Raw genomic sequence first — 11,974 nt, forward strand, 5'->3', positions numbered from 1 at the left:
GGCGCGCCCGTGATCGCTCGGGCTGACCGGGGCTGGCAGGCCGCGGCCGGGTTCGCCGGCCTGTCGCTCCTCGGTATCTTCGTTCTCGGTGCCTTCGCCGCGCTGGCCGCGCAGGCGACGGCGCTCGACCTCGGCGCGGTGCTGGGCGACGCCTATCTCTGGGGCGTCGTGCGCTTCACGCTGCTGCAGGCCGGCCTGTCGACGCTGTTCTCGCTGGGGCTGGCGCTGCCGCTGGCGCTGGCGCTGCACCGTTTCCGCTTTCCCGGCCGAAGCCTCGTCCTGCGCCTGTTCCTGCTGCCGCAGGCGCTGCCGGTGCTCGTCGGCGCGCTCGGCATTCTCGCCATCTGGGGCCGCGGCGGCCTCGTCTCCGATGCCCTCGCCGCCCTCGGCATCCCGCGGCTCGACGTCTACGGCCTCACCGGCATTCTTCTCGCCCACGTCTTTTTCAACATGCCGCTGGCGACGCGCCTGTTCGTGGCCGCGCTCGACGCGGTGCCGGCGGAAAGCTGGAAGCTCGCCGGCCAGCTGTCGCTCGGGCCCCTCGCCGTTTTCCGCCTCGTCGAATGGCCGGCGATCCGCCCGGTCGTGGCCGGCGCGGCGAGCCTCGTCTTCATGCTCTGCGTCACGAGCTTCACGCTGGTGCTCGTCCTCGGCGGCGGGCCGGCGGCGACCACGCTCGAGGTTGCGATCTACCAGTCGCTGCGCTACGCCTTCGATCCCGGCCGCGCCGTGGTGCTGGCGCTCGGCCAGGTCCTCATCACCGGCACGCTGCTCTTCGCCCTCCTCCGGCTGGGCGGGCGGATCGACGGCATGGCGACGCTCGGCCGCACGGCGATCCGCTACGACCGGATGACGATGCCGGAGCGCGGGCTGGCCGGCCTGGTGATCCTCCTCGGCCTCGGCTTCGTGCTCGCACCCTTCGCCGCGATCGTCCTGCGGGGTCTGGCCGCCGATCTCTGGCGCCTGGCCGGGGAGCCGGCGCTGCACCGCGCCGCGCTGACGAGCTTCCTCGTCGCCATGGCGGCAGCGACGCTGAGCCTCGTCCTGTCGCTGTTCCTCCTGTTCGGCGCCCGTGCGCGCGGCCGCAGCAATGGGGGTCCTGGTCTCTACGACCTCGCCGGCAGCCTCGTCCTCGTGGTGCCGCCGATCGTGCTCGGCGCCGGCTGGTTTCTGTGCCTGCGCCAGGTGACCGACGTCTTTGCCGCCGCGCCCTACCTCGTGGTCGCCACCAATGCGGTGATGGCCATGCCCTTCGTCATGCGCATCGTCGGACCGGCGCTGTCGGCTTCGGCCCTGCGCCACGATCGCCTCGCCATGAGCCTTGGCCTGGCCGGAATGAACCGCCTCGTCCTCGTCGAATGGCCGGCGATCCGGGGATCGCTCGGCCTCGCCTTCGCTTTCGCGCTCGCCCTCTCGCTCGGCGATCTCGGCGTCGCCGCACTGTTCGGCAATCAGGATTTCCTGACGCTGCCGCTGCTCCTCTACCAGCGCATGGGCAGCTATCGCACGGCGGACGCGGCCGGACTCGCGCTCATCCTCGGCGTCCTCGCCCTCGTCCTGATGAGCATCGGCGAAAAGGGCTTCGCCCGGAAGGAGACGGCATGACCGCCGCAGCGCTCCGCCTCAACGGCGTCGTCACCCGCTATGGCGACCTCGTCATGCGCTTCGATCTGGAGGTCGCGGCTGGCGAGTTCCTGGCGGTCATCGGTCCGAGCGGCGCAGGCAAGTCGACGCTGCTGGACCTGGCGGCCGGTTTTCTGCAGCCGGAGGCGGGCCGCGTGCACATGGCCGGCCGGGACGTCACCGACCTCTCCCCGGCCGATCGGCCGCTCAGCGTGGTATTTCAGGACAACAATCTGTTCGCCGATCTCGACGTCTTCCGGAACGTCGCGCTCGGCCTGTCGCCGCGCCGGCGCGTCGCGCCCGACGATGCCGAACGCGTGCGCGAGGTGCTCGCCGCCGTCGGCCTCGCCGGCTTCGAGCGCCGCCGTCCGGCCGACATGTCGGGCGGCGAGCGTCAGCGGGTGACGCTGGCGCGCGCCTTCCTGCGCGACCGGCCACTTCTTCTCCTCGACGAGCCGTTCGCCGCCCTCGGTCCGGCGCTGCGCCGCGAGATGCTGGAGCTGATCCAGGCGCTGCGCCATCGCCGCGGCGCCGGCATGGGGATCGTCATGGTCACGCACCAGCCGGAGGACGCGCGCGGTTTTGCCGACCGCATCGCCTTTCTGGACGCGGGCCGCATCGCGGCGATCGGACCGACCGAGGCGATGCTGGAGACGGCGGGCCATGCCGGCCTGTCCGCTTATCTCGGTACCTGAGGCCCGGCGGGTGCATCGCATTTCAGTCGGAATTGGCCCGTAGAGGCTCGGCCTGTCCGGCATGCCCTTGGCGCCATGCGCGAATATCGCCTGGGGTGTGCCCGATGGGCCCTTTCGCAATGCGCCGTCGATCGGCTAGATCATGCTGCACAGCACCGAACCCGGTCAGGCGGCCCCCAGGGCCGGCGGCGGTTGGAATTTTCGAGGAACGATCCGAGGATGGCGGCCGACGCTTTCACTTTGCAGCCAGAAGGCAACCCGTCCGCCCGAAGCGGAACGGGGTTTTGGCGCGCGACGTCGCTGGCCGGGCTGATCGGTGCGCTGGCCGGGCTTGGCGGCTGCGAGACGATCAATGCCAGCCTGCAGGACGTCGCCAATGGCGCCACGCCCGCCGCCGTCCAGACCGGCTACCTGCCGGGTCCGGCGCGCGAGCCGGTCACCTTCGACAATCTGCAGAAGAGCGACCCGCAGGCCTCGATCGGCCGTTCGCAGCATCCCAAGATCCTGGCCGCCTACGGCGGCGCCTACACCGATCCGAAGCTCGAGCAGACGCTGGCGACCATCGTCGGACGCCTCAGCGCCGTCACCGACGATCCCAACCGGATCTACCGGATCACCGTCCTGAACTCGCCCAACGTCAACGCCTTCGCGCTGCCCGGCGGCTATCTCTACGTGACGCGCGGCCTGCTCGCGCTCGCCAACGATTCGGCCGAAGTCGCGGCGGTGCTGGCGCACGAGATGGGCCATGTCACGGCCAATCACGGCATCGAGCGCCAGCGGCGCGAGGCGGCGGCGGAACTGGCCGGGCGCGTTGTGTCGGAAGTGCTCGCCAGCGATTCGGCGGGACGGGCGGCGCTCGCCCGCGGACGGCTGAATCTCGCCAGTTTCTCGCGCAACCAGGAGCTCGAAGCCGATGCCATGGGCATCAAGCAGACGGGCCGCGCCGGCTATGATTCGTATGCTGCCGCGCGATTCCTGCGCGCGATGGACTCCTATTCGAATTTCCGCACGGCCTTCCAGGCGGAAAATCCCAATCTCGACTTCCTGGCCACCCATCCCGCCGCCCCGCAGCGCATGGAACTGGCCGAGCGCCACGCCCGCGAATTCGGCCCGCCCGGCACCGGCAAGGTCGATCGCGACCGCTATCTCGGCGGCATCGACGGCATGCTGTTCGGCGATTCGGCCGTCGAGGGCTATGTCCGCGGCCACAGCTTCTATCATCCCGGCCTCGGCATCACCTTCGCCGTCCCGACGGGCTTCGTCATCGAGAACACCGCCGAGGCGGTGCTGGCGACGGGCCCGGGCGATACCGCGATCCGCTTCGACGGCGTGGCGCTGCCGCCGTCGACGACGCTGACCGACTACGTCACCAGCGGCTGGATCGGCGGTCTCGACCCCGCCAGCATCCGCCTGGAGCGGATCGGCGAGCTCGACGCCGTCTCGGCCCGCGCCGCCGGCGGCGACTACGTCTTCGACGTCACCGTCATCCGCGTCGGCGGCCAGGCCTATCGCTTCCTGACCGCCCTGCCGGCCAAGGCCGATGCCCGCGCCGGCGAGACCGCCGGCGGCGTCGCCAATTCCTTCCGCCTTTTGACCGATGCCGAAAAGAACCAGCTGAAGCCCCTGCGCATCCGCATCGTCGCCGCCCGTCCGGGCGACACGGTCGACCGGCTGGCAGCGCGCATGGACGGGGTCGACCGGAAGATGGACATGTTCCGCCTTCTGAACGATCTGGGCCCCGACGACGCGGTCAAGCCGGGCGAGCGCTACAAGATCGTGGCCGAATAGGCCTCGGCCGGACCCTCACCGTTCCTCGCCTTCTGGAGTTTCCCGATGGAAAGCCTGCCGCGCCGTCTCGAACGGCTGGAGGACGGCCTTGCCGCCCTGCCGCGCGACTACGACGCCATGACCCTCGGCGAGATCGACGGCTTCATCGCCGCCATCGTCGTCTGTCCGGTCGAGATCCCGCAGGAAGAGTGGCTGGCCCATCTCTGGCGCACCACCGACAGCACGGAAACGGTGGACCCGGCGCTCCTCGCGGATCTGCGCGAGCGTATCCTCGACCATCATCGGCTCACCGCGCTCGGCCTGCGGGCCGGCGAGGAGGGCTATGCGCCGATCGTCTATATCGAGGACGAGAGCGGTGCCACGGTCTGGGAAAGCTGGGCGAGCGGCTTCGGCGAGGCCATGCAGCTGCGGATGGACAGCTGGGATGCAGTGCGCATCACAGGCGATGCCGAGGCGCTGACCGCGCTCGACGGCCTGAAGGAGCTCGTCCGGATCGCCAACATCGAAGGGGCTCCACCGCCAACGCTGGAAGCGCTGATCGAGACGGCGGCCGACAGGATCCCGGACTGGGTGGAGATCCTTCACGACTGGCGCATGGCCTACCGGCCCGTCCCAGTGCAGGCCCCGGTCCGGGTCGACAAAGTCGGCCGAAACGATCCGTGTCCCTGCGGCTCGGGTAAGAAATTTAAGAAATGCTGCGGCATCGCCGCCTGACCGCCGAAGCGATAGCGAAAGTATTAGGACGGCCTGACGCGCCAGCGATCGAAGCGCGAAGCCGGTAACAGCACCGACTCACGCCGTGTAGCGGCCGCGATGCAGGCCACGGCCGGCGCTACGCCTCACGACCCAATCGTCCTCAACCCAAGATTGGGGCGAACCCATGCTGCAGCGGGTCTGCCATCTCGCGGACCTGCCGAGACGACCGGCCAGGACCGTTCCGCCCGAGGGCGGAGGTGAGCCTCAGCTCACATAGGCCGCCTGGTCGGGATTAGTCTGCAGCAGGGCAGCGCGGAGCTTTTCGAGCGCCCGCGTCTCGATCTGCCGGACACGTTCCTTGGAAATGCCGAGCTTGCTACCGAGCGCTTCCAACGTCGCGCCCTCGTCCTGCAGCCGGCGCTCGCGGATGATCTTCAGCTCGCGCTCGCTCAAGACGTCGAGCGCGCTCTTCAGCCACGTCACGCGCCGAGCGTCGTCGATCGAGGTGGAGACCATCTCGTCCGGCAGCGGGTCCTTGGCGACGAGAAAGTCCTGGCGATCGGAACTGCCCGAATCGTCCTCGATCAGCGGGGCGTTGAGCGAGGAGTCCGGGCCGGAAAGCCGGGAGTCCATCAGCGCCACGTCGCTTTCCGACACTTTCAGCGCGGTCGCGATCTCCCGGTACATGGCCGTGCCGGACAGGCTGTCGGCGCCCTGGCTGAGCCGCGCCCGAAGCCGTCGAAGGTTGAAGAACAACGCCTTCTGCGCGGACGAGGTGCCGCCGCGCACGATCGACCAGTTGCGCAGGATATAGTCCTGGATCGACGCCCGAATCCACCATGTCGCATAGGTGGAGAAACGGACCTCTCTCTCGGGCTCGAAACGCGCCGCCGCCTCCAGCAGGCCGACATGCCCCTCCTGGATCAGGTCGTTCATCGCCAGCCCGAAATGCCGGAATTTGGAGGCCATGGAGATCACCAAGCGCATATGGGCTTGGGTGATCTTGTGCAGCGCATCCTGGTCGCGGTCTTCCTTCCAGCGCACGGCGAGTTCGTACTCCTCCTCGCGCTGCAGGTAGGGAGCGGCCATGGCGGCCCGGATCATCGTGCGTCGTGCGGACTGGGACTTCATAGCTAAACCCTCAGATGACCCGCGGACCCGCAAGAGCTAGCGGCGCGCGTAAGGCTGAAAACCGTGCATCGTTCAGAGATGCAACGCGGCAAAGCCGTAAACGTTCCTGAAGGGGAAAACTTTTGGGCGCAAAATAGCGCGTTTTTTCGAAAGGCAAGGACAAAGACGGATTTTGCCGTTCGCCTGCAAGATCTTAACAGCGGCATCCAAAATAGCAAACCGGCCGCGACGGGGGTCGCGCCCGGTTTGTCGAAAAGTCCGGCCAGGCCGGAGGTGTTATGCGCGTCGTGAGATCAGGCCGCCTGAACCTCGACGGCGGCTTCGTCCGTCTCGCCCTCACCGTCGACCTCGGCCTCGTCCTCGACCTTGGCGCCGCGCTTCGGCCCCTTGTTGAGGTTGAGCTCGATCAGCTGGACCGCCTCGGTCTCGGAGACCTGGTTGACGGCCGCGAGTTCCCGGGCCATCCGGCCGAGAGCCGCTTCGTACAGCTGACGCTCGGAATAGGACTGCTCGGGCTGGCTGTCGGCACGGTAGAGATCGCGAACGACCTCGGCGATCTGGATCAGGTCACCGGAATTGATCTTGGCGTCGTATTCCTGCGCACGGCGGCTCCACATGGTCTTCTTGACCCGGGCACGCCCCTGAACGACCTTCAGCGCGCGTTCGACGAAATCGGTCTCGGAGAGCTTGCGCATGCCCACGGCTTCAGCCTTCGCGACCGGGACCTTCAGGCGCATCTTGTCCTTTTCGAAATCGATGACGAAAAGCTCGAGGGTCATGCCTGCGACGAACTGCTCCTCGATCGCGACGATCTGGCCGACGCCGTGGGAGGGATACACGATGCTCTCGCCTGTCTGGAAACCTTGACGCTGGGAGGTCTTCTTCTGAATGCTCATACGCGTGTTAAACTCCCTGTTGTGCCCGGCCATGACAGCCGATAGACACAGTGACGATGCACTGCATCGCCGATTTCGACGCGCTTCCCGGCGGACGGGAAGCAACAGCGGCAATCGAGGGTCGCCCCGACCAAGGCATCGTCTGGCGATCCGCCTGGAAGCGGACGACCATTTCAAATCCTTGGGGGTAGAGCGTCCTTTCGGAACTGCCACGAGCGAAGGCTAAACCCGAGACACAGGTTTTCGCTCGACTGTTGCGCTAATACTACCCTACAACGCTTCCAAATTCAAGGTTTTGCGCACTGCACGGTTGACGCCTCGACCGGCCTGCGGCAGCCGATGCGAAGCGCGGCGGAATGACGCGGTACCGGCGGCACGCCCCTTGGATGCCAAGGGGTCGCCGACATCGGGCCGCTGCCCAGCGATGAAAGCCCGAAGGTAGCTAAGGGCTTGCGTGCCGAAATCAGTCGCCCTGGCCGGGCTCGGCGGAAAAATACTTCTCGAACTTGCCGGTCTCGCCGTCGTACTTCTCCGCATCTGCCGGCGGGTCGCGCTTGATGGTGATGTTCGGCCAGAGCTCGGCGTATTGCGTGTTCACCTTCAACCACTTGTCGAGACCCGGCTCGGTGTCGGGCTTGATCGCCTCGGCCGGGCATTCCGGCTCGCAGACGCCGCAGTCGATGCACTCGTCGGGATGGATGACGAGCATGTTGTCGCCCTCGTAGAAGCAGTCCACCGGACAGACCTCGACGCAGTCCATGAACTTGCACTTGATGCAGTTGTCGGTCACGACATAGGTCATAACGGATCCTCAGCGGACAAGGCGGCGGGCAGGCCCCGTCACGGTAAAAATGGAAAGCACGGTTGCGGCCGGAGCGATCCGGCACCGACGTGCCTGAGGTCTGGGACGTAACGGCTTGGGCATAAGCTGGCAAGGGCAAAGCATGTCGCCGGATGGCGCTCTGCCGGAAGGATTTTCCTGTCCCACGACGGCCCGGCAAGGCGTCGCGATGCGAAACCTTGCCGTCAGTCCTCCTGGTCGCGTCGAAACCGGTCGAGCGCCCGGCGCTCGCGCTTGTTCGGCGGGTAGGGGCTCGGCACGTAGCCCTCCGGCTCCGGCGCGAAGGCGGCGGGGGTCACGGGCTCGGGCTTCGGCGTCAGGTCTTCGTACAGCGTGGCCGCTTCCGGCGCCGGCCCGCGACGCGAGCCCGGATCCAGAATTTTGAGGACCCGCACGCTGTCTCCGACCGCGATCGTCAGCACGTCCCCGGGACGCACCAGCTTGGCGGCGTTCACCACCTTTTCGCGGTTCACCCGCACGGCGCCGCCCTGCGTCATCTTCTGGGCCAAGCTGCGCGACTTGGCGACGCGCGCGAAGAACAGCCATTTGTCGATGCGCTGTTCGGCCCCCGCCACGCCGGCTTACTTTCCGAGCTTGTCTCTGAGCGCCGCAAGCTTGGCGAAGGGGGAGTCGGGATCGACACGGGCCGGCTGCGGCTTGTCGAAGCGCCGGGCCGGCGCTTCCGCCGCCGGCTTGCGCGGCTCGTGCTCGCCAGCGCCGCGGTTGCGACCGCCCGCATTCTCGCGCCCCTCCCGCTCGCCGGACGGCTTGCCGGTCCGCGGCGGGCGGGCGCCCTCTTCCTTCTTGAAACGGGCAGTGCGATTGCCGCCCGGCGCATCGCCGCGCGGCGGACGCGAACCCCGGCGGGCTTCCTGCGAAGCCGCGGGCGCCGCCTCTCCGGCAGCCGCCGGCGCGCCATCGCGGGCGCCCTGGCGGCCCCGATGGCGGGCGCCGTCGCGCTGGCCACCGCGGCCCTCGCTGCGCTGCAGGCGCCAGACCTGGATCAGCTTCGGCTCGGCCACGGCAACCACCGGCGCCTCGTCGGCGGGGCCGGCATCGGCCGGGACCGAATCGGGCGCGACGGGTTCTGCCTCGGCAGCTTCCGCCAGAGCTTCCGGCGAGGTTTCCGCCGCATCGTCTGGGTCGACGGCATCGGCGGCGTCGCTCTCGGGCTCCTCGCCCTCGGCATCCGTGGAGGCATCCGGCTCGTCGGCGGATTCGCCGGAGAAGACCATGTCGAGCGGCAACGGATCGCCATTCGCATCGGTCGCGTCGCTGGCGATCTCGTCCGGATCGTCGATCGAACCGCCTGCCGGTTCGCCGTCGAACGCCCCGGCATCGGCCAGGATCACCGATTCGCCCTCGGCGAAGCTCGCGGGAGTCTCGTTCTCGTCCTCATTGACCTCGGCAATGCTCGTGACGGTGCCGGCGTCCGCCGTCTCGTCGGCAAGATCGACCAGGCCGACGCCATCGGCCATCGCCGCGACATCGAGATCCACGGTTTCCGCGGGCGCGGCGACTGCCGGCTTCGGCGCCGAAGCCGCGAGGACCGCGGCGTCGTATTCGGCGACCGTCGCCTCGACCTGCTGAGCCTCGACTCCCTGTGCCCGGTAGCCGAGGCCGCGCAGGATCTCATCCATGTCGTCGGCGGTGGCGCCGAGGATCGACATCATCGCCGGGGTGACGAGGAACTGGGCGCCGTTATAGCCGCCCTCGGGGCGCTTGCCGGTGCCCGGCTTCCAGGCGAGCGCCGGCCGGATCAGGTCGGCGAGACGCTCGAGAATGTCGACGCGCACGGCGCGGCGCCCGAGCAGGCGATAGCCGGCAAGGCCGTAAAAGATCGGATCGAAGGATGGATCCGGCAGGGCCGAGGTCCGGCCGGTGGCCAGAAGCTGGGTCACCTCGCCAAAGCCCGGCCTGTCGCGGCCGTCGTTCTGGATGGCCCACAGCAGCGTCAGCAGATTGGCCGGGGCCGGCTTGACGAGCGCGGGGACGAAGATGTGGTAGGCGCCGAACCGCACGCCGTGGCGGCGCAGGGCGGCCCGCGCGTCCTGGTCGAGGCCGCGCACTTCCTCGGCGACCTCGCGGCGCTGGATCAGGCCGAAATTCTCGAACAGCCGATAGGCGATGCCCTTGGCCGCACCCTCCAGCCCTTCGGCCGTGTGCAGGTCGGCCAGCGGCTTCAGGATCGTCGAGATCTGGTAGGTGACATAGCGTTCGGCCCGCGCCGCGACCTTGTCGCGCATGGGTCCCGTCAGCTGTTCGTCGGCGAGGATCACGACGCGGGGCGCCAGCGCATTCTCGCCCGGCGCCAGCGAAGCGACCGGCGCGCCGAGCCAACGCACGAGGCCATCGGAGCCGAGCGCGACATCGCCATTCGGCGAATTGCCGAAGCGCTCCGCGCGCGCCTCGAACTCGCTGGCGAGCGCTTTTTGTGCGGCGGTGCGCACCGCTTTGGCGTCGGGACCATCGGCCTTGACGTCCGGCGTGAACCGGAAGCCCTGCAACTCGCCGACATGGTGGCCTTCGACGAGCACGGTGCCGTCGCTGCCGATTTCAGCTTCCATGACTGCGTTCTCTCTCAGTCGCTTCATCAAGACGCTTGTCCTGCGGTCTACGAAGCGTTTCGTCAACCTGTCGTGAAGCGCGTCGGAAAGACGGTCCTCGATGGCGCGCGTCTTTTCCTGCCAGTGTGTCGGATCGGCAAGCCATTCCGGGCGATGCGAAATATAGGTCCAGGTGCGGATTTCCGCGATGCGCCGCGACAGGATGTCGATGTCGCCCTCGGTCCGGTCGGCGCGCAGAACCTGGCTCGCCATGTAGTCTTCCGAGATGTGCCCGTTGCCGACAAGGTCCTGATAAACCGAGGCGATGATCTCCGCGTGCTGGGCCGGGGCGATGCGCCGGTAGTCCGGCAGCTTGCAGGCTTCCCAAAGAAGTTCGACGCGCCGCGCGTCGGTGGCCCGGGCGACGATGGCTGGATCCCGAGCCAGAAACTCCAGCGCCGCCTGATCGACCGCACGCAGTGCGCGGGTCAGTTCCGGGACCGGCGGCAGAGCGTCGAGGCTGGCCTTCAGCCGGTCGATCGTGCGGAAATCGAGATCGGGCGAGCGCCACTGCAGCACCTTCACCGGGGCGAAGGCGTGGCTCTCGAGTGATTCGACCAGCTCCGGCGGGAAGGGATCGACCTGGCCGGTGACGCCGAACGTGCCGTCGCGCACGTGCCGCCCGGCGCGCCCGGCGATCTGTCCGAGCTCGGCGGGCGTCAGCTGGCGATACTGGAACCCGTCGAACTTCCAGTCCTGCGCGAAGGCGACATGGTCGACGTCGAGGTTGAGCCCCATGCCGATGGCGTCCGTCGCGACCAGGAAATCGACGTCACCGGACTGGTAGAGCTCGACCTGGGCATTGCGGGTGCGCGGGCTCAAGGCGCCCATCACCACGGCGGCGCCGCCGCGCTGGCGGCGGATCAGCTCGGCAATGGCATAGACCTCGTCGGCCGAGAAGGCGACGATGGCCGAGCGACGCGGCAGCCGCGTCGTCTTCTTCGAGCCGGAATAGAACAGCTGCGACAGGCGCGGCCGCGTCACCACCTGCACGCCGCGCAGGAGCCGCTCGAGCACGCCGCGCATGGTCGAGGCGCCGAGCAGCAGCGTCTCCTCGCGCCCGCGGCAGTGCAGGATGCGGTCGGTGAAGACATGCCCGCGCTCGAGATCGGCGCAGAGCTGCACCTCGTCGATGGCGACGAAGGCGGCATCGGTGCGCCGCGGCATCGCCTCGACCGTGCACACGTGATAGCGCGCGTTCGGCGGCTTGATCTTCTCCTCGCCGGTGATCAGCGCCACCTTGGAGACGCCGACGCGGTCGACCACCTTCTGGTAGACCTCGCGCGCCAGAAGCCGCAGCGGCAGGCCGATCACGCCCGAGGAGTGGGCGACCATCCGGTCGATGGCGAGAAAGGTCTTGCCGGTATTGGTGGGACCCAAAACCGCGGTGACATTGCTGCCCTCGAAGCGGATCGTCTCGGTCTGGCTGGGGCTGCGATTCATGTCCCGCCCAATGTGGGGCAGATCGCCCCGACATGGAAGGAGGGCGACGCAGCATTCTGGCGGGGATCGACGGGAGGCGGGTGCCGACCCTGCGTCATGGATGGCGCGAAGCGCTTGAGCTGCTTCTTCTCCCCTCCGGGGAGAAGTGGCCGGCATGTCCTGCCCTGATAGAGTGGTGACATTTCAGCCCGGATGGATGGGTGACACTTTGTTGGCTGGGAGGACCGGTCGATGGGGTGGCGCGAGAGCAATGCG

At 68.2% G+C, this 11,974-nt stretch carries 9 protein-coding genes; 4 read left to right on the top strand and 5 right to left on the bottom strand.

The features are described 5' to 3' along the window. The first annotated feature begins 9 nt into the window (after positions 1-9). The 4 genes from IEX88_RS23025 to IEX88_RS23040 all read left to right on the top strand — a co-directional run bounded on the left by IEX88_RS23025 (position 10) and on the right by IEX88_RS23040 (position 4,820). Positions 10-1,605 carry a thiamine/thiamine pyrophosphate ABC transporter permease ThiP gene (locus IEX88_RS23025; protein ID WP_188854828.1) on the top strand — a complete coding sequence of 532 codons (1,596 nt, stop codon included), beginning with the start codon at positions 10-12 and terminating at the stop codon, positions 1,603-1,605. Then, positions 1,602-2,318, top strand: coding sequence for a thiamine ABC transporter ATP-binding protein (locus tag IEX88_RS23030; RefSeq protein ID WP_188854829.1), 717 nt, complete (start codon positions 1,602-1,604; stop codon positions 2,316-2,318). The genes IEX88_RS23025 and IEX88_RS23030 overlap by 4 nt, the downstream gene beginning before the upstream one ends. 219 nt (positions 2,319-2,537) lie before the next feature. Continuing rightward, positions 2,538-4,106, top strand: a complete 1,569-nt coding sequence (locus IEX88_RS23035; RefSeq protein ID WP_188854830.1) for a M48 family metalloprotease — start codon at positions 2,538-2,540, stop codon at positions 4,104-4,106. Positions 4,107-4,151: 45 nt separating this feature from the next. Next, a complete protein-coding gene (locus tag IEX88_RS23040; RefSeq protein WP_188854846.1) occupies positions 4,152-4,820 on the top strand; it encodes a UPF0149 family protein in 669 nt (222 codons plus the stop codon). A 246-nt stretch (positions 4,821-5,066) separates the two neighbouring features. Here IEX88_RS23040 and IEX88_RS23045 read toward each other — a convergent pair whose 3' ends face one another. The 5 genes from IEX88_RS23045 to IEX88_RS23065 all read right to left on the bottom strand — a co-directional run bounded on the left by IEX88_RS23045 (position 5,067) and on the right by IEX88_RS23065 (position 11,719). Continuing rightward, the gene (locus IEX88_RS23045) at positions 5,067-5,933 is read right to left on the bottom strand and encodes an RNA polymerase factor sigma-32 (RefSeq protein WP_188854831.1); all 867 of its coding nucleotides are present in this window, start codon (positions 5,931-5,933) and stop codon (positions 5,067-5,069) included. Positions 5,934-6,226: 293 nt separating this feature from the next. Then, positions 6,227-6,829 carry a CarD family transcriptional regulator gene (locus IEX88_RS23050; protein WP_188854832.1) on the bottom strand — a complete coding sequence of 201 codons (603 nt, stop codon included), beginning with the start codon at positions 6,827-6,829 and terminating at the stop codon, positions 6,227-6,229. Between the two features lie 463 nt (positions 6,830-7,292). Next, positions 7,293-7,631, bottom strand: a complete 339-nt coding sequence (gene fdxA, locus IEX88_RS23055) for a ferredoxin FdxA (RefSeq protein WP_188854833.1) — start codon at positions 7,629-7,631, stop codon at positions 7,293-7,295. 224 nt (positions 7,632-7,855) lie between these two features. Next, positions 7,856-8,245 (bottom strand): RNA-binding S4 domain-containing protein, encoded by a 390-nt coding sequence (locus tag IEX88_RS23060; RefSeq protein WP_188854834.1) that lies wholly within the window; start codon positions 8,243-8,245, stop codon positions 7,856-7,858. A gap of 6 nt (positions 8,246-8,251) precedes the next feature. Further along, positions 8,252-11,719 carry a helicase-related protein gene (locus IEX88_RS23065; protein WP_188854835.1) on the bottom strand — a complete coding sequence of 1,156 codons (3,468 nt, stop codon included), beginning with the start codon at positions 11,717-11,719 and terminating at the stop codon, positions 8,252-8,254. Positions 11,720-11,974 lie beyond the last annotated feature (255 nt).

It is taken from the genome of Aureimonas glaciei, assembly GCF_014643375.1.
Taxonomy (GTDB): domain Bacteria; phylum Pseudomonadota; class Alphaproteobacteria; order Rhizobiales; family Rhizobiaceae; genus Plantimonas; species Plantimonas glaciei.

Coding starts and splice junctions, on each gene's coding strand:
- IEX88_RS23030 (WP_188854829.1), top strand. CDS start 1,602: ATGACCGCCGCAGCGCTCCGCCTCAACGGCGTCGTCACCCGCTATGGC.
- IEX88_RS23035 (WP_188854830.1), top strand. CDS start 2,538: ATGGCGGCCGACGCTTTCACTTTGCAGCCAGAAGGCAACCCGTCCGCC.
- IEX88_RS23040 (WP_188854846.1), top strand. CDS start 4,152: ATGGAAAGCCTGCCGCGCCGTCTCGAACGGCTGGAGGACGGCCTTGCC.
- IEX88_RS23045 (WP_188854831.1), bottom strand. CDS start 5,933: ATGAAGTCCCAGTCCGCACGACGCACGATGATCCGGGCCGCCATGGCC.
- IEX88_RS23050 (WP_188854832.1), bottom strand. CDS start 6,829: ATGAGCATTCAGAAGAAGACCTCCCAGCGTCAAGGTTTCCAGACAGGC.
- fdxA (WP_188854833.1), bottom strand. CDS start 7,631: ATGACCTATGTCGTGACCGACAACTGCATCAAGTGCAAGTTCATGGAC.
- IEX88_RS23065 (WP_188854835.1), bottom strand. CDS start 11,719: ATGAATCGCAGCCCCAGCCAGACCGAGACGATCCGCTTCGAGGGCAGC.